This window comes from Blastocatellia bacterium (assembly GCA_025055075.1).
In the GTDB taxonomy this organism is placed as follows: domain Bacteria; phylum Acidobacteriota; class Blastocatellia; order HR10; family HR10; genus HR10.
This window is the reverse complement of record JANWYV010000054.1, coordinates 79,499-100,891: the sequence shown is the minus strand read 5'-3', so window position 1 is coordinate 100,891 and position 21,393 is coordinate 79,499. Positions and strand designations below refer to the sequence as shown.

15 protein-coding genes are annotated in these 21,393 nt (G+C 62.1%); 2 read left to right on the top strand and 13 right to left on the bottom strand.

The window, feature by feature from the left end; translation table 11 throughout:
* The 4 genes from NZ746_12860 to NZ746_12845 all read right to left on the bottom strand — a co-directional run.
* A partial coding sequence (locus NZ746_12860) for a TonB-dependent receptor (protein ID MCS6818245.1) occupies nucleotides 1–2,747 on the bottom strand: 2,747 nt, incomplete at its 3' end.
* Between the two features lie 111 nt (nucleotides 2,748–2,858).
* Nucleotides 2,859–4,451, bottom strand: a complete 1,593-nt coding sequence (locus NZ746_12855) for an amidohydrolase family protein (protein MCS6818244.1) — start codon at nucleotides 4,449–4,451, stop codon at nucleotides 2,859–2,861.
* 93 nt (nucleotides 4,452–4,544) lie between these two features.
* On the bottom strand, nucleotides 4,545–5,924 hold the full coding sequence (locus NZ746_12850; GenBank protein MCS6818243.1) for a Xaa-Pro peptidase family protein: 1,380 nt from the start codon (nucleotides 5,922–5,924) through the stop codon (nucleotides 4,545–4,547).
* Nucleotides 5,925–6,056: 132 nt separating this feature from the next.
* Nucleotides 6,057–6,899, bottom strand: coding sequence for a biotin/lipoyl-binding protein (locus NZ746_12845; GenBank protein MCS6818242.1), 843 nt, complete (start codon nucleotides 6,897–6,899; stop codon nucleotides 6,057–6,059).
* A gap of 128 nt (nucleotides 6,900–7,027) precedes the next feature.
* On the opposite strand from NZ746_12845, the gene NZ746_12840 reads away from it, so the two are divergent.
* Complete coding sequence (locus tag NZ746_12840) at nucleotides 7,028–7,894, top strand: SCO family protein (GenBank protein MCS6818241.1); 867 nt, start codon at nucleotides 7,028–7,030, stop codon at nucleotides 7,892–7,894.
* Nucleotides 7,895–7,906: 12 nt separating this feature from the next.
* On the opposite strand, the gene NZ746_12835 is transcribed toward NZ746_12840, so the two are convergent.
* The 7 genes from NZ746_12835 to NZ746_12805 form a co-directional block, all read right to left on the bottom strand.
* The gene (locus NZ746_12835) at nucleotides 7,907–8,596 is read right to left on the bottom strand and encodes a uracil-DNA glycosylase (GenBank protein ID MCS6818240.1); all 690 of its coding nucleotides are present in this window, start codon (nucleotides 8,594–8,596) and stop codon (nucleotides 7,907–7,909) included.
* Between the two features lie 271 nt (nucleotides 8,597–8,867).
* Nucleotides 8,868–10,154: a bifunctional phosphopantothenoylcysteine decarboxylase/phosphopantothenate--cysteine ligase CoaBC gene (gene coaBC, locus NZ746_12830; GenBank protein MCS6818239.1), complete on the bottom strand. Its 1,287-nt coding sequence runs from the start codon at nucleotides 10,152–10,154 to the stop codon at nucleotides 8,868–8,870.
* Entirely contained in the window at nucleotides 10,151–10,792 is a 642-nt protein-coding gene (gmk, locus tag NZ746_12825; GenBank protein ID MCS6818238.1) for a guanylate kinase, read from the bottom strand. Before gmk ends, coaBC begins: the two co-directional genes overlap by 4 nt.
* The gene (locus NZ746_12820) at nucleotides 10,782–11,660 is read right to left on the bottom strand and encodes a YicC family protein (protein ID MCS6818237.1); all 879 of its coding nucleotides are present in this window, start codon (nucleotides 11,658–11,660) and stop codon (nucleotides 10,782–10,784) included. The genes gmk and NZ746_12820 overlap by 11 nt, the downstream gene beginning before the upstream one ends.
* A 7-nt stretch (nucleotides 11,661–11,667) precedes the next feature.
* A complete protein-coding gene (locus tag NZ746_12815; GenBank protein ID MCS6818236.1) occupies nucleotides 11,668–13,593 on the bottom strand; it encodes an ABC transporter transmembrane domain-containing protein in 1,926 nt (641 codons plus the stop codon).
* On the bottom strand, nucleotides 13,590–14,723 hold the full coding sequence (locus tag NZ746_12810) for an aminotransferase class V-fold PLP-dependent enzyme (GenBank protein ID MCS6818235.1): 1,134 nt from the start codon (nucleotides 14,721–14,723) through the stop codon (nucleotides 13,590–13,592). Before NZ746_12810 ends, NZ746_12815 begins: the two co-directional genes overlap by 4 nt.
* On the bottom strand, nucleotides 14,720–15,739 hold the full coding sequence (locus tag NZ746_12805; protein MCS6818234.1) for an asparaginase: 1,020 nt from the start codon (nucleotides 15,737–15,739) through the stop codon (nucleotides 14,720–14,722). The genes NZ746_12810 and NZ746_12805 overlap by 4 nt, the downstream gene beginning before the upstream one ends.
* Nucleotides 15,740–15,931: 192 nt before the next feature.
* On the opposite strand from NZ746_12805, the gene NZ746_12800 reads away from it, so the two are divergent.
* Nucleotides 15,932–18,325 (top strand): DUF1343 domain-containing protein, encoded by a 2,394-nt coding sequence (locus NZ746_12800; GenBank protein MCS6818233.1) that lies wholly within the window; start codon nucleotides 15,932–15,934, stop codon nucleotides 18,323–18,325.
* A gap of 179 nt (nucleotides 18,326–18,504) precedes the next feature.
* On the opposite strand, the gene NZ746_12795 is transcribed toward NZ746_12800, so the two are convergent.
* Entirely contained in the window at nucleotides 18,505–20,130 is a 1,626-nt protein-coding gene (locus tag NZ746_12795) for a sugar transferase (protein MCS6818232.1), read from the bottom strand.
* 22 nt (nucleotides 20,131–20,152) lie between these two features.
* Nucleotides 20,153–21,391, bottom strand: coding sequence for a glycosyltransferase (locus NZ746_12790; GenBank protein MCS6818231.1), 1,239 nt, complete (start codon nucleotides 21,389–21,391; stop codon nucleotides 20,153–20,155).
* Nucleotides 21,392–21,393 lie beyond the last annotated feature (2 nt).

The following is a 21,393-nucleotide window of genomic DNA, read 5'->3' as shown; positions in this document are numbered from 1 at the left end:
CGCTCGCCGATGCCGAAGATCCGCGAGATGCGGATGTCGAGGAGATTCACGTTCGGCAGGCGCACCTTCCCACGCTCGACCAGATCAACGGCCTGGCTGACCTGGGTCAGATTGGGAACATGAGCTGTCGTCACGGTGAAGACGCGGCGCAAGGGGTAACCGGTGAAGTGTTGGAAATTCCCACTGATCTCAAACCCCCAGGGGAGTTGATACGTTCCGGCGAGCTTGAAGATATAGGGCGAATCGTTGCCGACGATGCCCTTGCGATTGATGTTGAAGTTCGGGTTGTTCAGGTCGTCGAGTCCGAGGACGAGGTCGCCACGGAATGCGCCGCGCTCCCGTCCGATGGTCAAGCCGCCCAGAAGCTGCCATCGCTGCGACATCCGCTTCGTGAAGGTGATGTCCACACCGTTGTATTCGCTGTCCAGCGCCTTGAAGTTCGTGAGCAAAAAGTCCACGCGGCCACGTGTCGCCGGATCTTGGTTGTAAACGGTGATCGTCTGTCCGGCGAAGGGGGCCGGCAAAGTCGCCGGGAGCGTGAGCCGAACAGGGGTGTAAGCGGAAGGAGGAACGGCCATGTTCGCTCGCCCTACCTGTCGCCGGTTATCTCGGTGCCAGGCCGTGATCGAGACGACGAGATCGCGATAGATTTGCTGCTGGATGCCGAGCGAGTACTCCCAGGAATAGGGCCGCTCCAGATTCGGATCCATCCGCGTCGTCAGGCCGCCGACGAATCCAGGGCCGGGCCCGATCTCATCCCGTTGGGCGAGGCCATCGCCGTTGCGATCCGTCCACGTGCGAGTCTCGACGCTCAAGCCCAAGGGATTAACGCTCGTCGGATATGCCATCCCAACGTTTTGTAGGTAGCGACTGGCGCTCGCCTTGAGGACCGTTCGCCCTGTGCCCATGATATCCCAAGAGAGTCCGAACCGCGGCGCCCAATCTTTGAAGTTCGGCACATCTCGGATCTCCGGAAACCTCCGTTCGGGGACAAACGTCCCGGCAGCCGACCGCTGCGGCGGGATCACGCCGAGGACATATTCGTACCGCAAACCGAGATTCAATGTGAGCCGTCCGCGAATAGTCCAAGCATCTTGAGCGAACCACGCGAATTGATGGAGGTAGTTCGCTTGCTCGATCGGCGTGTTATAGACCCGCACGAAGGCCGGCCGACCGTTGTCGAAGATCAAGCCGTGATCGCCGTTCATCGTGTAGATCTGGCGAAAGAGGCTACGCATGAATTGGATCCCGAACTTGAAGCTGTGCGCTCCACCGAGCCCTGTCGTCACATACGAAGCCGCCGAGTCGATGGAGATTCGGTAGGTGGGATTCAGGTAGTTGTAGAGCGCCGCATTGCTGCGCGTCGAGAGCGTGATGTCCTCTTTCATGATGTCGGTCGGCTTGACCTCTTTCTGATAGCGCAAGGGGAACACGATATGCGTCCCGGCGATCCCGGAATCAATGACCCATTTCGCCGAGGGCGTGTAGGTCCACTTGATGTGAGTGCTATAGCCGGGCATGTCTTGTAGCCAGGAGGCCTTGTCCTCGATGAAAAACGGCGGCGTATCGCGTCGGTGGAAGCGATTCTTCTCGTTGCGATTGTACATGAACGAAAGTCGGTGTTGCCCGCTCACTTGCCAGGTCACTTTCGCGGAGGCATTGCGGATGCGATTGTCGTCAATGGCTTGCGTTTCGTCGGGATTGAACGCGCCGGAGACGAGCTGATCCACCCCCCACTGACGCAGGGAAACGAACCACCAGAGCTTATCCTTGATAAAGGGACCGCCGATGTTGCCATTCAGGTCGTAGACGTTCTTGATGGGATTACCGGCCTTCACGTCCGGGCGCTGACGAAGTCGTGCGGGCACGCGTGCCAGTAGCTTTTCCCGCAGCTCCGGCGTCACATTGTTCGCTTGCATCCCTTCAGTGGCGCCGATGAAGAGGATGGAGCCGTGGATCTCATTGCCGCCATCTTTGGTCACCATGTTCATGTAGACGCCCCCTTGGGAGATCTCCGCGGGCAGAGCGCCGACCTGATAGTTGACCTCTTTGAACATACCAGCGTCATAGTAGATGGCTGTGGCGCCTCCGGTGCCCCCCGGCCAGTTGATCTCCAGACCGTCAATGGCGAACTTCTTGTCGCTATCCCGCGAGCCATGGACCGTCAGCGCGTACTGCTGCATCCCTTCAGTTCCTCCCACGTCGAAGCGTCCCGCAGTGACGCCTGGGACCATTCGGGCAAGCACCCATGGGTCGCGCGGGTTCGGAATGCGCTCGAGAATATCTTGTGAGATCACCGTCTGCGTCACCACGTTGCTCGTGTCAATGACGGGAGACTCACCACTGACCGTGACGACTTCGACGACCTCTCCCACATCGAGTTGGACATTGACCGTCGCTTGAAAGGCCGAGGTGATGACGATCCCCTCTCGGACATGGGTTTTGAATCCGGGACGCTCAAAGCGCAAGGTGTATTCGCCCGGCTTCAGATCGAGGAACTTGTAATACCCATTCTCGTCGGTCGTCACCGTGCGCGGGCCGCCGATCAGCGCCGGTCCGCTCACAGTGACCGTGACCCCCGGCAGGACCGCGCCCTGAGCGTCCTTCACGGTTCCGGCGATCGAGCCCACCTGGACTTGGGCGAGGCCGACCGCAGCTGTTCCGAATGTGAGCGCGACGCTCACGAGAATCACGAGCGCTCGAGATGAAATCTTCACGACGTCGCGGTTATGTGCTCTCGTTCCCATGGTCGATCCCTCCTTAGTTTGATTTGGCCGCGGATTCGAATACGGGTTCCGCGCACCGAAAAACTTTTATGGGGAACCCCACAGTTCCCCCTCCCCATGAGGGCGCGCGCTCTATCGCACACCTTGCGAAGTCGCGTTCGATTCCGGCACCTGACGGCGCTTGGCTTCGGCGACCATGCGCGCCACATCGGCCAGAAGTTTCTTCGCGTCGTAGATGATCCCGTCCTTGATCGTGTATTTCACCCCGCCGACGCGCTCGACCTTGCGCGTTTGATCGTTGAGCCGGATGGCTCCAGTGCCGTAGAGCACCTTCAGATTTTGGATCGGATTCTCCTCGACGAGGATCAGATCGGCGAGCATGCCCGGGCGGATGACGCCGAACTCAATCGGTTTCCCCTTGGGCTTGAAGAGCGCTTCCGCGCCCCACAAGGTGGCCGAGCGAATGACCTCCAGCGGATGGAAGCCCGCTTCCTGCAGAAGCTCCAGCTCGCGAATGTAATCGAAGCCGTAGAGCTTGAAGATGAATCCGGAATCGGAGCCGGTCGTCACGCGTCCGCCGCGATTCTTGTATTCGTTCACGAAGGCCATCCAGAGGCGATAGTTGTTCTTCCACTCGATCTCATCCTGCGTCGTCCAGTAGAAGAAGAACGAACCGTGAGCCTCGCGGTTCGGTTGATAGAACTCCCAGAGCGATGGCAAGGTGTACGTGTCGTGCCATTCGGCGCGCATGGCGCGCATGAGGTCGCGGCTCGCTTCGTAGATGCTGAGCGTCGGATCGAGCACGAGCCCGAGCCGGATCAACTCATCCATGACGGCATTCCACTTCGGGCTTCCCGGCGGCGCGGCCTGCTTCCACAATCGTCCGGCTTGTCCGAAGCGGTGTTGCTCGTCGTTGTAGTTGTAGTCGTAGGGGAAGTCTTGGACGGTGCGATCCGCGAAGAGGGCTTCTGGCAAGCCGTACCAGTGTTCGAGCGTCGTCAGACCCAGGCGCGCAGCATCCAGGGCGTTCATTCGGGCGACGCCCGTCTGCGCCAGGTGCGCGGCCGTTCCAAGCCCGTGCTTTTTCGCTTCGTCAATGAGCGCCGCCATGATCTCAGGATCATACGCTGTGAGTTTGAGCCCATCTACTCCTTTAGCAGCGGCCCATCGGACGTACTCGCGCGCCAGCTCCGGCGTGGTGATCGGACCGCGATCCCAGCCCATGCCCGGACGGACGTAGACGAAGATGCGCGGGGCGACGATTTGATTCTTCGCGCTGCGTTCGCGTTCGCGCAACGTCCAATCCACACCATTGCCGGAGCCCGGATCGCGAACGGTGGTGATTCCGTGCGCCATCCACAGCTTGTACACGTATTCGGCTGGCGTGCCTTGTGCGGCGCCACCAATATGTCCATGCAGGTCTACGAATCCAGGCAGCACGTACATGCCGTGCGCGTTAATCTCGCGCGTCGCTCCCTGCGGACGGCCCGCTTCGCGGATTGGGACCCCCGGATACCCGACACTGCGGATCTCCTTGATGCGATTCCCCTCGATGACGATGTCCACCGGGCCGATGGGCGGCGCTCCCGTCCCATCAATGAGCGTGGCGCCGCGGATGATCAAGCGCTCGAACGGCCCCTCTCCTTCATCGGGTCGCCGATCCGGCGCTGGCGGAACGCCACGGCGCTCCTGCGGCGCCGTTTGTGAGAAAGCCGAGAGAACCATGCCCCAGATCACGACGATGAGAAGCGCGATCAGTTGCTTTCGTCTAGCACCTCGCATCATTCACCTCCTGGATTGAAGGCATTCCCTCCATGTTCAAAGCCTCAGCCAACACCACTCGCGGGTGAGCGGCGTCTGATTGAGGGCCACGCCGCGCTCTCGCGTCACGAGCACGCAATTGGAGTGGTTGTAGCCGAATCCGGCTTCGGGATTGTAGAGCCCCGGTTCGTTGCTGAACATCATGCCCTCTTCGAGGACGGTCTCGTCACCCGGAGCGATGTATGGCGGTTGATGTCCTTCCATCCCCTGACCATGTGCTGGTCGGTGATAGATGTAGCGCTCGAGCCCGGCGCGCACGGCGATCTCCAAGACCTTCTCGGCGATCTCCTGGCAGCGGACGCCCGCCTTACTGAGCTCCTGTTGCTTGAGAACCATCTCCGTATGCACATCCCACATCTTCCGTTGCAAGTCAGTCATCGGCTCGATGTGCAAGGCGCGATAGCCCTCCCCCCCGTAGCCGCCGATCGTGATGACGGCGGCGATCTGGACGGCCTCGCCACGTCGAATGCGCGCGTAGAAGAACTGGTTCGGATGGGGATAGGCCGTCGCCACGCCGGCACGGCAACTGAAACGGAGGCTCACGCCGACGGCGTCATGGGGGCGCCCGGTGGGTTGCATGAGCCGCATCAACTCGTGCGTGGCGAACTCTTCGGTCCGATGGCGCACTTCGAAATCAGTCGCGTCCGTCCCGTGCTTGAGGATGTAGTCACGAGCGAAAGCGAGCATCCGATCATGCAGCGCGATCGCCTTGCGCGTCAACTCGATCTCTTCAGGCGTCTTGATCATCCGCATGCGGAGTAAGAGATCTCCGGCCACTTCGAATCGCGCTTCGGGCAAGGCCTCCTGCATGCGCCTCATCGTCGTCGGCCCCACCTCTTCCTCGATGCCCAGACGCGCGCGCCCGAAGCCGCGCTTGGCTAGTCCCTTGAGCATCCATTGCAGCAAATCAGCCCTCGGTCCCGCCTTGTACGCGAGTGTGTTGAACGGACCGGCGTGCGGATAGTCGAAGTACCATTCGCCCTCTTTGATCCACCAGGTGTTGACGAGGTCCTTATCGAGACCCGGATAGAAGAAGACGGGCTCCCCACGCGTCGGGACGAAGAGCCAGAACGGCCGTTCCGTCGTCGTGTGGAATAGGCCGGAGACGTAGATGATGTTCCACCGGTCTTTCAGGATGATCCCATCGAGTCCCCGTTGGGCCAATCTCTCCTGCAGACGCTTCACTGTCTGTCGGTACCAGCTCTCCGGCAGGCGAAATGGTGGAGAAAGTGGAGTGACTTGGGGAATCGGCTCCCGCGGATGATCCCATCCGGCGGAGACCAGATCGCCGCGCGATCCGAAAAGGCGCATCGGAGATCCCAACGATGCGGATACGCCCAGGGAGGCCAGAAAAGCTCGTCGCGTCAAACGCTGCATAGATCCCCTCCCTTGCCGCCTCAATTTCAAGCGATCGAGAATATATGCCTCGTTTCGAAGGAGTGTCAAGCGAGGAGGGGAAAAACACGTCCTTGCCCGTTTCTCACGATGGCTTCGGGCCAGGTCATGGCATCATGGGCTCACTTGAAGCTGGCGCTGTCGAATCGCGTGAGCGGTGCGCCGAGCTTGTTCGCGCACAGCTTCGGGCCATTCCGATCCGGCTTGCGCGTAACGTTCGACTTCGGGAAGATCCTCCTCTCGCCCGATGAAGTAGAGTGCGCGCAAGGCTTCATAGACCTGTTGACTCTCTGGGGCGAGCGAGAGGATCACCTCTCCAGCGCGCACGTGTGCTCCACTGGCGACCAGCAGGCGTTCGATGCGCCCCGGCCAAGGCGCGCGCACATCCACCTGGCGTCCATCGGCGCAACGGATCCGGGCGAGCAACGTCTCCGCTCGCACATCGTCCCCGGCGGAGACCCCTACGGTGACCGTTCCTTCCTCCGGGGCGCGAATTGGCTCGAAGCGAAGCATCTGCTGAATTTCCGTGCGTCCACTCCCATCCCCGAAGCGCACCAAGCCGAGTGCCGCATTGCGCCGCACCATTGGAGCAGGATCATTCAAAAGGCGTTTGAGCGCGCGGTGGAATTCCTCCGAGCGATTATCTTGCCCCATCACCCACGCCACCATCACGCGGATCTCCGCGCGCGAGTGCTCGGCGAGACTCACGATCTTCGGATACCATCGTCGCACGGAGGGATCGCCGCGCAGGATTCGATCGGCGATCTGCGAGAGGGCGTGTTGGATGTGGCGCGGCTTCTCCTGATCGTCGAGGTAGCGCTCGATCTGCCGGTCCGTGAGGGGCCGTCCGAACCATGTGAGGTACCACGTCAGGAAGGGAACGAAGATGAAGAGGAAGGCCAGGAAGATCATCAGCAAGACCGATCGCGGGCGTGGCGCTGTCGTTGGCGTCTTCATGTCCCTCTCTCGGGTGGCGCTTTGGAAGAAGCAGTGTACCGAGGGCTTCGGCTTAGAGCAAGGGGAGAGAATCCGACGAGTGGGCGGATTTGCCCGCATGGCGTGGGAGTTGATACAATTCGCGCCCTATGAGGCGAGCACAAGGTGTGGCGATCATCGGACTTCTCCTGGCGCTTTGGCTGGTCGGCTGTCGAGAACGCGCTTCCGAGCGAACATATGCGGTCAAGGGGCGCGTCGTCGCCGTCGCGGCCAATCGGCAATCGGTCACCCTCGCCCATGAGGAGATCCCCGGCTACATGCCGGCGATGACGATGCCATTTCCCATCAAAGATCCGCGCGTGCTCGAGGGGATCGAGCCCGGTGACGAAGTCGAGGGGGAACTGGTCGTCACCGAAAAGGAGGGATGGCTCGCGCGTTTGCGCGTCGTGAAGAAGGGACAGCCCCAGCCGCTTGATCGGTCTAAGGCCGTTCCCATTGAATATCTTCTCAATCCGGGCGACGATGTTCCCGACATCACCTTAGTGGATCAAGATGGGCGCACGTTCCGGCTCGGCGACTGGCGGGGTCGGACGATCGCCCTCACTTTCATCTTCACCCGGTGCCCTTTCCCGAACTTCTGCCCGTTGATGAGCCGCCGCTTCGTCGAAGCGCAGGAAGCCCTACGGAAGCGGCGGCCCGAGTGGTTTGAAGCCGACCGAGTGCGCTTTTTGACCTTGAGTTTCGATCCCGAATATGACACGCCGACCGTACTCAAGGCCTACGGCGAGCGGTGGAAAGCGGACTTCCGCCATTGGACATTCGCTACGAGCCCCGCTGCGGAGATGGCGCGCTTTGGCGCAAGCTTCGGACTCTCGTTCTGGACTGAGGGGGGAACGATCAATCACAATCTCGCGACGGCGGTGATTCGTCCTGATGGGAAGCTACAGAAGGTCTTTCGCGGCAACGAATGGACGGCGCTTGAGCTGGTACAGGAGATCGAAGCGGCCACGCGGTGAATCCCTCGCCCATCAGCGCGCCGCGTCTTCCGAGCGAGAGCGGCTCAGGACGTAGTCTCGCACCTTCTTCAAATCCTCCCAGGCTTCGCGTTTTCGTTCGGGCGCGCGCAGGAGGAAAGCCGGATGGAAGGTCGGCAGGACCTTTGTCCCATGTGCGTCGAAAAATCGTCCGCGGATTTGGCCAATGGGCGCTTTCGTCCCTAAGAGCGATTGCGCGGCGATGGCCCCGAGGGCGACGACGACGTCGGGCTTGATCACGCGAATCTTCCGGAAGAGGAAGGGCTCGCATGTCGCGATCTCATCGGGTTCGGGCGTGCGATTATTTGGCGGGCGGCACATGACGACGTTGGTGATATAGACCTCCTCTCGCCGAAAGCCCATGGCTTCGATCATGCGATTCAAGAGTTGCCCCGCGCGTCCCACGAACGGGCGTCCTTGCGCGTCCTCTTCGGCTCCGGGGCCTTCGCCGACGAACATTATGCGCGCACGCGGATCGCCTTCGCCGAAGACGATCGTCGTACGCGATCGGTGGAGCTTGCAGCGCGTGCAGTCTCCGACATCGGTGCGAATGTCGTCCAACGTGCGGTCCTGGACGGGCGGCGCTGTGGAGAGAAGCGGAAGATCGCCAAAGAGCGCCGGCTGCTCCGTCGCGCGTTCGGGTCGTGCCTCAACCGAATGTGTGGAGCGTCGCTTGCTCGCCATAGGCTTTTCCTCCTCCGGAGTATCCTCCTCGACGACTGCCTCGGAGACTGCGCCCGGCGAAGCCGGGAGTCCCCGAACGCCCTCCTCGTCGCGCGCGGTCGTCGAAGAGGAGTGGGCGCGCTCGAGCCATTCTTTCAAGAGATCGCGCGAGGCTGAGCCTTCCTCCACATGCGTCGCGCCCAATTCCGCGAGATATTGCAGATGGGCGCGCACGTCTCGGATCAGTTCGATCGCGCGAGATCGAAGATCGTGGTCCGCAGCGTTCATCGGCTCATCCCTCGTCCGCTTTGCGCAATTCGCTCGCCGGAAATCCGCGCGCAGATTCTCCGATCTCCTGTGCGCGTTGGCGCTGCGCCAGCAGCGCCCGCACGCGATCGAGGATGCGCATGGCCATCTCGTACTTGGACATCCGCGGCAGTTCGAGAGCATTGCCGTCGCGATCCAGGAGCACACCAGCGTTCTCCTCGGCGGCGAATCCCGTCTCCGCGCTCGCGACATCGTTGACAAGGATGAAGTCGAGATTCTTCTCGATGAGTTTCCGCCGTCCGTATTCCAGATGGGCTTCCGTTTCCGCCGCGAATCCGACGAGCACGCGCGATCCCTTCCGTCGTCCGAGTTCGGCCAGGATATCGGGAGTGGGCTCGAGCGCGAGCTGGAATTCAGCTGCGGCCTTCTTGAGCTTCGTCGGAGAGAACGCCGCGGGACGATAATCGGCCACAGCGGCGGCTTTGATGATGATGGTCGCGCGCTCCATGTGCGAGAGGACGGCGCGATACATCTCCTCGGCGCAGCGCACGAAGATCGTCTCAGCGTCTGGAGGGGGAAGCAACGTCGTCGGTCCACTGATGAGCGTCACCTGAGCGCCGCGGGCGAGCGCCGCATGCGCCAACGCGTAGCCCATCTTGCCCGTCGAGCGATTGGTCAGGTAGCGGATCGGATCGAGATCTTCGCACGTGGGGCCGGCGGTGATCAGAACGCGTTCTCCTTCCAGATCGCGAGCGTATGGGCGGGCGGCCAGGATCACCAAAGCGCGCGCGACAATTTGTTCGGGCTCGGCCAGGCGGCCTTCACCTTGGACGCCCGAAGCAAGATACCCACGCTCCGGCGGGATGATGGCGATGCCTCGCTGCCGCAACCGAGCGAGATTCTCTTGCGTCGCGGCGTTCTCCCACATCTCGGCATCCATAGCCGGAGCCAGCAGGACCGGACAGCGCGCCGAGAGATAAAGCGTCGTGAGGAAATCATCGGCCAAGCCGTGCGCAAAGCGGGCCAGAGTATGCGCCGTCACCGGGGCGACCAGCAGCAGATCGGCCCATCGCGCCATCTCCACATGCCGGACGACGACGTTCACGTCCGGCTCGAACATCTCGACGATGACAGGGTGGCGCGAGAGCGCCTCGAAGGTCACGCGACCGATGAAGCGTGTCGCCGCGCGCGTCAGCACGACGCGCACCTCAGCGCCGCGTTGTTGGAGTTGCCGTAAGATCTCCGGCGCCTTGTAGGCGGCGATGCCGCCGGTGACGCCGAGGACGACGCGATAGGGACGATCCGGACTCATGATTCCTCCGCGCGGATTGGACCTTCGAACGTTTGGAGAATTCGTTGAACGTCCTCCTCTAAACGCTCTCGGCGGTGGCGCTCGGCGAGAATGACCGCCTCCAGGAGAGCGAGGGCTTCTTCCAATCGGTCGTTGACGATCACGTAGTCGAAGTCCCGATAGTGCCGTACTTCTTCGCGAGCAATGGTCAGGCGGTGCTCCACGCTCAGCCACGCATCGGTCTTTCGCGCCCGCAAACGCTCAGCGAGCACCTCGAACGAAGGCGGGAGGATGAAGATGCTCACCATCGGTAGCGAGAGCTTCCGGAATGTCGCCGCTCCTTGCACGTCAATACTCAGGATCACATCGCGCCCAGCAGCGAGTTCCCGTTCGATGGCGACGTGCGAGCGCCCATAGAGGTGTCCGTAGACCTCCGCCCACTCGATCAGCTCTCCGGCCGCGCGCATGCGCTCGAATTCCCGTCGGGAGACGAAATAGTAGTCCCGCCCCTCGACTTCCGTCGGTCGTTGCGGTCGCGTCGTGTACGAGACCGAATAGACGAGCCCCGGCACGCGCGCGATCGCGCGATTGACGAGCGTGGATTTCCCCACGCCCGAGGGGCCGGAGACGATGAAGAGCAATCCCCGCCTATTCGACATTTTGCACCTGTTCGCGCAGCTTCTCGATTTCGACTTTGATGGCGAGCGCTCGTTCCGCGAGGGCGACATTCCCGGCCTTCGCCAGGATCGTATTGATCTCGCGATGCATCTCTTGGAAGAGGAAGTCGAGGCGCTTACCCACGGCCGTTCCTTCATCCAAGAGATCGCGGCATTGAGCGAGATGGCTGCGCAGCCGGGTGATCTCTTCGCTGATGTCGGCGCGATTCACGAAATGGAGGATTTCCTGCATGACGCGCGTGGGATCCAGAGGAAGCTCGCGGGCCCATTCGTTCCAGCGCTCCGTGAGTCGCTGACGATAGAGCTCCGGCAGCGCGGCCGCCTCTCGCTCGATCGCGTGCAGATGTTCGGCGATGAGCGCAAGCCGAGCGAGCAAATCCTGGCGGAGATGTGCTCCTTCGGCCGCGCGCATCTCGGCGAGGGCGCGCAACGCGTCCTCGGTGACCGTCTCGAGCTTCTCAGCGAGCGTCGGAGGGATCTCCACAAGTGGGCGCGGCCGCAATAGGTCCCTCACTTGAAGGAGGGCGTTGATGTCCACCTCTCCCGAGAGACCGAATTCGTCCCGAATTTGGCGCAGCGCCGTCACATAGGCCATCACGAGCGGACGATTGACCTCATAGGTGAGCCAGACGGGCGTCGCCGGCATGAATTCTAACGCGAAGACGATACGCCCGCGCTCGAAACGCTCCTGAATCTTCTTGCGCAGCACGGGCTCCCACGCCCCGAGCGCTTCAGGAAGGCGGATGTGGATCTCCAAGAAGCGGTGATTCCCACTGGAGACGGTCGCCCGCAGCGAGAAATCCTCGCCCTCGTAAGCGGCGCTGCCATATCCGGTCATGCTGCGCACCATCGTCGCTTCACTCGGAGAGAACTTCGGACATCTGATGAGCGAATTGCCGCTCGTAGAGGCGGCTGTAAAGGCCGCCGCGCCGAAGCAAGTCGGCGTGCGTGCCCTCTTCGACGATCGTCCCGCCATCCAGAACGACGATGCGATCGGCGCGACGAACAGTCGAGAGTCGATGGGCGATGACGATGACCGTGCGCCCGGCCATCAGGTTGAGCAGGGCCTGCTGCACGCCGTGCTCGGATTCCGCATCGAGCGCCGACGTCGCTTCGTCCAAGATCAGAATGGGTGCATCTTTCAAGATGGCGCGGGCGATCGCGATTCGCTGGCGTTCTCCACCGGAGAGGCGAATGCCGCGCTCTCCGATCACCGTCTCATACCGCTCGGGCAATTCCTGGATGAAATCGTGAGCGAGCGCCGCACGCGCCGCTCGCTCGATTTCCTCCGGCGTGGCTTGCGGTCGTCCGTAAGCGATGTTGTGTCGCACCGTGTCGTTGAAGAGGATCACCTCCTGTGTGACCAGCGCGATCAAGCGGCGCAACGCATCCAGACGAATGTCGCGGATGTCCACGCCGTCAATGAGAATGGCGCCTTCGGTGACGTCGTAAAAACGCGGTAGCAGCTTCACGAGCGTCGTCTTCCCGACACCGCTCATCCCCACGATGGCGACCATCTCTCCGGCGCGAATGGTCAGATTCACATTTCGCAGAACGTACTCCTCGGCATCGGGGTATCGGAACGAGACGTTGCGGAATTCGATCTTCTCGCGAAAGCTCGTGAGCACGATCGCGTCGGGCCGATCCGTCAGCTCCGTGTGAGTATCCAGCAACGTGAAGACCCGGTGGCAGGCGGCCAGAGCGTGTTGCATCGCGTTCTGAATCCGGCTCAACTTCCGCACCGGATCGTAGAGGCTGAAGAGGAAGAAGAGGAAGACGAAGAACTCGCCCGGAGTCATCTCGCGCCGAGCGATGATCCGCTGGGCGTAGAGGATGAAGCCGGAGGCCGCGACGATCCCGATCAACTCGATGATCGGCGGGGAGAGCGCCGCCGTGCGCGCCGCCTTCAAGACCGAGCGCATAACGGCATGCGCAGCGCGCCGAAAGCGCTCCGATTCCAGGGATTCGGTCCCAAACGCTTTCACGACGAGATTCCCCGAAAGCGTCTCTTGGGCGACGTTCAGGATTTGCTCGTACCCCTCTTGCACGCGCCGCCCCGTCCGCCGCAAATGGCGACCGAAGTAAACCGTCGCCTGATAGACGAGCGGTCCCAACCCGAGCGCCAACAGGGCCAGCTTCCAATTCAGCTTGAAGACGATGACCAGGAAGACGATGAGCGTGAAGGATTCACGCAGCGCGTCCGTGAGGGTGCGCGAGACGGCCATCTCGATCTTCTCGACGTCGTTGACCAGATGCGAGGTGAGCACGTTCGTCGGATAGCGCGAGAAGAAAGGCGCCGATTGCCGGAGCAGATGATCGTAGAGCGCGCAGCGGAGATCGAAGACGGCTCGTTGCCCGATCCGCGCCATGAGATAGTTGGAGAAAAATTCGGCCATCCCCTTCGCGATCGTGATAAGGATCATCAACGCAGCGAGCAAATACCAGCTTCGTTCGCTCTCCAACGGGAGATAGCGATGGAAGTCCACGAGGTTCTTCGCTCGCGGGGCCGAAGCGACGATGCCGCTGGAAGCGAGCAAACCATCGGAGATCGGAACAAGGAGGCTCCGCAGCGCCCCTTCGAGCACAGCCACCGCGTTCATCAGAAAGAGCGCCAGGAGGAACACCCCCCAGTACGGGCGCACATAGCCGAGGAGCCGAGAGAATTCCCTCCATCCGCGCGCGCGTGACGTCTCCGTCCTTCGCGACCCATCGAGACGTAAGGATGAAAGGGTCGCGCTCGATCCCTGCGAGGTTTCTTCACTGCGCCAGAACGCGAGGTTCATGGCAAGTGCGTCGCGACTTCGATGATTTCCTCCCTCGTGTTATACAGATGCGGAGAAATGCGCAGCCGTCCCAAGCGCGCTGAGACGATGATCCCGCGCTCCTCAAGCCGCGCGGCCAACTCCCGCGCCGAGTAGCGAGGATGCGTGAAGCAGAAGATGCCGGACGTCTCGCCCGGGCGCCGCGAGCTGACGAGGTGATACCCCTTTGCCTGCAACCGTTCGCACAATTCTCGCCCGAGGGCGGACACATGCTCTTCGATTCGTTCGATGCCTACCTCCAGCAGCAGCTCCACGGAGGCGCCGAGGCCGCAGAGGCCACACGCATTGAGCACTCCCGATTCGAAGCGAAGCGCTCCATCGCGATAGGTGAGATCGTAGGTCAGCTCGTCCGCGGAGATCGAGTCCATCCAGTTTCGCACGGACATCCAGCCCACGAGCGTCGGCTCCAAGCGATCGATCACCCGCGACGAGATGTAGAGGACGGCGGCGCCTTCCGGGCCGAGCAGCCACTTATGGCCATTGGCGGCGAACACATCCACGTGAAAGCGCTCGACGTCGAACGGAAGCACGCCGAGCCCTTGAATGGCGTCCACGACGAAGAGGATGTCTCGTTTTCGGCAAAATTCTCCCAGCCGTTCCAAGTCCACGCGGAACCCGCTGGCGTATTGGACGAAGCTGATGGCGAGCACGCGCGTACGGCGATCCACGAGTGCGAGTAGGTCATCCGCTTCGACGCGCCCGTTGCGCTCGGGAGCCAGACGCAGCTCGACGCCGTAGGCCCGCAACCGCATCCAGGGATACACATTGGCCGGGAATTCGCACTCGGCCGTGACGACGTTATCCCCATCCCGCCATCGAAGCCCGTTGGCGATGACCGAGAGCCCATCGGAGGTGTTCCGCAAGAAAGCGATCTCTTCGGGCCGCGCGTTCACCAAGCGCGCCACTTTCTGGCGCGTCCGCTCGATGGCCTCCCACCATTCGGCCAGCTTCACCGTCCCATGCCGCATGACTTGCTCGGTCTGATACCGCATCGCTTCGACCGTCGGTTTGGGCAAGGGGGAGACGGCCGCATGATTCATGTAGATGTATCGCTCCGTGATCGGAAAGAGTCGTCGGAGAGCCTCGTTCATGTCCCCTCCAGTCGGAAACACGGTCGAACAGCTCCAACGATCATCCCTCGATGATCTTTCACCGGCTTGCCGGAATAGGCGGACAGCTTCTCCAGAGCAGTGCGATCGAGCACCTCGAGCTGTCGCAAGACTTCGAGGACGACGGGATTCCGAGCTCGACGCTCATCACCGTCTTCGATCTTGATGGCGATGCCCAACCCCTGGGGAAAGCGCGGGCACGGGAAGATGCCGAGCGCGAAGACTCCTTCGGCGCCCGCCTTCGCGAGCACACGTCCTTCGGTCTCGCGCATGAGATCGGTGTCCAAGCGGTGGCGCGTTCCCCCCACCATCTCCGGATGCTCGCGCATGGCGCGCGTGACCTCAGCGATAGCCGCGCGCATGGGCGCCTCCAACTCGGCCGCTTCGGGATTCACCAAACGCGCATACGCGAGCGCTATTCGCTCAAGCGGTATCGCGAAGGTCGGCGCCCCACATCCATCCCCTCCCAGGCTGATCGCTGTTGGCGAGAGATCAACCAATTGAGCGAGCGTCCGTTGGATCTCCTGTTGAACGGGATGCTCCGGGTCGAGGTACCGATCGAGGTCGCTGCTGAGGAACCGAGCGAGCGCGAGCATCCCAGCGTGTTTGCCCGAGCAGGCATTGTGCAATGGGGTCACGCCCGACGGTCCCAAGCGGCGCGCTGTCTCCGCGTCGAGAGGCGGATGAAGCCCGCATTGAAGGGCCGTCTCTTGAAGACCGATCTTCCGAAGGAGCTGCGCGATCGTCTCGGTATGCAGCGGTTCGCCGCTATGCGAACCGCAGATGACGGCCAATTCCTTCCGGGTGATCTCGAAATGGCGGGCTGCGCCACTTGTCACCAACGGCAACGCTTGGATTGGCTTAGCCACGGAGCGCAGGTAAGTCATGAACCCGGAGTCGCCGAGTCCGAAGAGCTTCCTCCCCCGCGCGTCGCACGCGACGATCATCGCGCGATGACGCGATTCTACGAGAGCACCGCGCACGACTTCGACGACCACCGGCGCCGCATCCATCGGCAGAAGGGTACCAAACCCGTTGGAGGACGGCAAGAAGAGCGTGTATCCCCCTCAGGAAGGCCACGGGGATATTCGGCTCGAGAAACCGCGCGGGCCGTTGCGCTAAGGAGGGAGCATTCGATATCTTCCGGCCTTCGAGGGATCCAGCGAACTCGGTGGTGGGAGGAACGAGTTATGAAGCGCATGGCTCAAGGCCTGAGTCTGTGGCTCATTCTGAATGGGGTGGGAATCGGCGCTTCGGCGCCGCTGCGTCAAGCGGAAGCTCCATTACCCCTGGTCTCCCCAGAGACCGTCGGGATGTCGGCGCAGCAACTGGCGCGCATCGATGAAGTCGTGCAGGAGGCGATCGCGCGGCGGGAATTGCCCGGTGCCGTCATCCTCGTCGCTCGTCACGGCCGCATCGTCTATTGGCAGGCGTTCGGACACCGTGCCATAGAACCGGAGCGCCTCCCGATGACGCGGGACACAGTTTTCGATCTCGCCTCACTCACGAAGGTCATCGCGACGGCCACGTCGGTGATGATCTTGGTCGAACGCGGCAAGATCCGTCTCGGCGATCCGGTCGCTCGCTATATTCCCGAATTCGCCCAGAATGGGAAAGAGCGGATCACCATCGAGCAGTTGCTCATGCATCGTGGTGGGCTCGTCGCCGGTAACGATTTGGCCGACTATCGCGATGGTCCGGAGAAAGCGCTGGAGCGGATTTACGCATTGGGGACGGTCGCTGAGCCAGGCACGCGCTTCATCTACAGCGATGTCGGCTATATCGTGCTCGGAGAACTCGTGCGCCGCGTATCGGGCCAGCGCTTGGACGAATTCGCTCGCGAGAACATTTTCCGTCCGCTCGGCATGACGGAGACGACGTTCGCGCCCGCGGGAACGTTGCGCCAGCGATGCGCGCCGACAGAGCGCCGCGAAGGACGATGGATGCAGGGCGAAGTGCACGACCCGCGCGCGTATGCGCTCGGCGGCGTCGCCGGTCATGCGGGCCTCTTCTCGACGGCGCGCGATCTGGCCATCTATTGTCAGATGATCCTCAACGGCGGGGAATTTCGCGGCGTGCGCATCCTCAGCCCGCTGAGCGTACGGCGCATGGTCGAGAGTCGTGGTCTCCCGTTCAACGAGATGCGCGGCCTCGGATGGGACATCAACACCGGTTACTCCTCCAATCGCGGGGATCTCTTCCCGATCGGCTCTTTCGGACATACGGGGTTCACGGGAACCTCGTTCTGGATTGATCCGGCGAGTCAGACGTTCGTCATCTTCTTGAGCAATCGGGTGCACCCGGATGGACGCGGCGATGTGACGTCGCTGCGCGGGCGCGTGGCTTCGATCGTCGCGGCGGCGATCCGACGACCACCCTTTCCAGAGCTATGGCCAGCGCCGCTTGCGTTCTGGCGCGAGACCGAGCGCCCTCGCGTTCGGGAGGGTTTGGAGACGGCCACGGTGCTCAACGGCATTGACGTTCTGCGCCGCGACGGATTTCGATTGCTCGAGGGCCGACGCGTCGGGCTGATCACGAATCACACGGGACGGGCTCGCGATGGGACGAGCACGATTGATCTCTTGGCGCGTGCTCCTAATGTGACGCTTGTGGCACTCTTCAGTCCCGAGCATGGCCTGCGGGGACAAGCCGACGAGCCTGTGGGGGATGCGGTGGATGAAAAGACAGGGCTTCCCGTCTACAGCCTCTATGGGCCGCGGCAGCGACCGACGGCCGAGATGTTGCGAGGTTTGGATACGCTCGTCTTCGATATTCAGGACATCGGCGCGCGGTTCTACACGTACATCACGACGATGGGGTATGCCATGGAGGAAGCCGCGGCGCGCGGCATCCGCTTCATCGTGCTCGATCGTCCGAATCCGATCAATGGGCAGGACGTGGAGGGCCCGGTGGCCGATCCCGATGCCCTCTCGTTCACCGCGTATCATTCGATCCCAATTCGGCACGGGATGACGATCGGCGAGCTGGCGCTGCTCTTCAACGCGGAGCGAAAGATCGGAGCCGATCTTCACGTCGTGAAACTGGAGGGATGGAAGCGCGAGTATTGGTTCGATCAAACGGGGCAAGAATGGGTGAACCCTTCGCCTAACATGCGAAGCCTCACAGCCGCGACACTCTATCCGGGCATCGCGCTCCTGGAGACGACGAATGTCTCGGTCGGACGAGGAACGGACCGACCCTTCGAGCTGTTCGGAGCGCCGTGGATGGATGGACGACGCGTGGCTGAGGAATTGAATCGGCGCAATCTTCCTGGCGTGCGCTTCATCCCCATTCGGTTTACCCCTCGTTCGAGCACCTTCGCCGGAGAGGAATGTGGCGGCGTGGCCATCGTCGTCACCGAGCGTGCGGCAGTGCGCCCGGTGCGCTTGGGGATCGAGATCGCCGTCATCTTGCATCGGCTTTATCCCCAGGTGTGGCAGGTCGAAGCTTTCGGGCGCTTACTCGCCGATCGCCGAGCCTTGGAGTGGCTCAAAAGTGGCGCCGATGCCGAGACGATCGAGCGCGCGTGGCAGACCGAATTGGAGGAGTTTCGACGAATCCGCCAACGGTATCTGCTCTATTGAGCGTGGACGCGGAGCCTCGGGGGGGGCCTTCGAGAGCTGTTCTCGCACTTTGTGTGTGCGGACTATGCGATCGCATAGGACAAGATGTGTTACTGCCGAGCGAGCGCGTTGGCGGTGACTCTCGCGGCTCCAGAGTGAGTGCGCCTCCTCTTTGCAAGGGCACCACGGTCAGGGAAGGCTCACTCCGTCTCGCCGCGAAAGATAGCGGGGAGAGTGAGCAGCAGGATCTTCAGGTCGAGCCAGAGCGACCAGTGCTCGATGTAATAGAGATCCAGTTCGACCATGCGATCGAAGGGGAGACGATTGCGACCGCTCACTTGCCAGAGGCCGGTGATCCCGGGCTTCACCTCCAATCGCTTTCGATGCCAGCTCGAGTAGTGTTCGACCTCATAGGGGATCGGAGGGCGCGGCCCGACCAGGCTCATCTCGCCTTTGAGGACGTTGATGAGTTGCGGCAGCTCATCCAAGCTCCAACGTCGAAGCCATCGCCCGACGCGCGTGATACGGTGATCGTTCGGGACTTTGCCGTAAAGCATTTGGCGCGCGTCGCGCTCGGGGTGAGCCTCACCCGGCTTTCCCGGCGAGGCCGTCCCTGAGACGGCGCGGAGCGAACCTCGGATGATGTCAGCCATCAACTCCCGATGCGGTCGTTCATCCGCGTCGGCGCGCATCGTGCGGAATTTGTAGAGCGTGAAGAGGCGTCCATCCATGCCGACGCGCTCCTGGCGAAAGAGGATGGGACCGCGCGAGTCGAGCTTGATGAGCGCGGCGATGAGCAGGAGCCATGGGCTCAAGAGGATCAATCCCAAGGACGCGAGGACCACGTCGAAGGCTCGCTTGAGATAGCGATTCGGACCGCGCAGCGGCTCTTGGAAGAGCTTGATCATGGGGAGCGCGCCGACCTGATCGAGCTCCGTCTTGCTGGGAAGGCAACTCAGCAGGTTCGGCACGACGCTGAAGGCGACGCGACTCGTGCGCCAGCAGCGCAAGATCGTCTCGAAGAGCAGGTCCGGGTTGAGCGCCGGATCCGTGATGAAGACCTGTTCGATGCGGAATCGGCGAACGATCTCCGGGAGGTCTTCGACGCGTCCCACGCGAAGGGATGAAAGGGAAGAGGTGCCCTCCGGTGTGGAAGAGGTCGAGAGCACTCCTACGATGCGATAGCCCAGGTGCGGTTTCGCCCGCATTTCGGAAAGGCAAAGCTCGGCCAGATCCCCCTCGCCGACGAGCACCGCCGGAATGAGGTTGTGACCACGTCGTCGCGCCAAAACTTGCGCGCGACGCACGAGCGCACGCACGCCGAGCACCGTGAGCGTGAGCAGCCCCCAATGCATGAGGAAGATGCCGCGCGAGTAGGAGAATTCGCGGAATTCGAAGACGCCGCGATACATGAAAGCGATGACGATCAAGACGAGCGAAGTCATTGTCGTCGCTCGCAGCACGCCGAAGGCATCTTCGAGCCAGGAGAACGCTCCCTTGAGCGCATACAATCGCGCCGACCGCAACCAGAGGATGAGCGGGAGGGGAGCCGCCAGGCAGATCTCCAAGTAAGGTCGAAAGGCCTCCAGCGCGAACGTCCGCATCATCTCGCCCGGATGTAGGAGGGCGAGAACATCGCTCCCTGTCGGAGGCCACGGGAGATAGCGCAGCCGATACGCGAGCAGAAACGTCCCCCACGCGAGGAGAGCATCCGTGAGCCCCAGGAGCACTTGGGCGACAACGGGAGAAAAGATGCGAGAGATCGCGGACTCCGATCTCCCTTCTTCTTTCGATTCCACGGGCGTGATGTGGGCGACACCAGCCACGAGCGTGATTATATTCGGTCGGTCATCGGTGACGCAAATTCACGGCACCTCGTCGGCTCTTGCGCGCCATGAGAGTGCGGTAGAGCTGCTCGATCGTTTTGACCATCCGCTCCCACGAAAATTCCGTCCGAACGCGCTCGCGCCCTCGTCGTCCCATCTCGCGCGCTCGATCCGGATGGGCCAGCAGAAATCCGATGGCTTCCGCGAGTCGTTCCGGCGCCCGAGGGGGAACCAAGAGTCCCGTCTCACCTTCCGCGACGACTTCTGGCACACCGTCCACGCGCGTGGCCACGACGGGACGCGCTGCTGCCATCGCTTCCAAGATCGCAAAGGGCATGCCCTCATAGATGGAGGAGAGGACGAACACGTCCATCGCGGCGAGAAGGCGCGGCACGTCCTCGCGATATCCCGCGAAACGGAGGCACGCCTTGAGTCCTCGGGTCTCGACCAGTCGCTCCAGCTCGAGACGGCGTTCTCCCTCGCCAACGATGAGGAATTGCGCATCGGGGAATCTTTGGCGCAGAAGCGCCGCCGCCTCGATGAAATCCTCCGTCGCCTTTTGGATCGAGAGTCGCCCGACCGTTCCCACAATAGGGGCGCGTGCCTCCAAGCCAAATTCCTCGGCCACGGAAGCGCGCGTCCCCTCGATGGGGAAGTTCTCGACGCGGATGCCGTGCGGGACGATCCGAATTTTCCCGGACGCGATGGGATAGTGAGCGAGCGCGCGACGCTGATTCGTCGCTGAATCCACGAGCATGGCGTGCAGGCACTGATAAGCGAGCCGCAGCGCGAGCCGCCCCTTCCAGGTGTAGACGTTCGGCGGGATCGTGGGCAGATGATTCGTGGCGACCCGCACGGGAACGCCTGCGAGTGTCGCCGCGAGAATGGCGTAGCGACAGGCGAAGGGATGATGGAGGTTGAAATGAACGACATCTGGCCGATGCATTCGGAAGAATGCAACAAGGGCTGGCAGATGCCGGGGGCGTTCGCCGGGCAGCGCGTGCACGCGCAATCCCTCTCGCTGCGCCCATCGCAAGAGTGGGGCAAGGGTCTCCATCCGAGGGCAGACCAGGTGCACGTCCCACGCTTCGCGATCCAGTCCCTCGATGACGTAGCGGACGTAAGCTTCAGCGCCTCCCCAAGTGCGGCTCTCCAGCACGTACATGAGCACAGGGGGGCGTGTCCCCTTGTTCAAAAGATCTCGCTGGGGGCGCCATCGTCGCGCTCTCTCGGCGCCCTCTTCGCGCACACGCTCCTTCATCG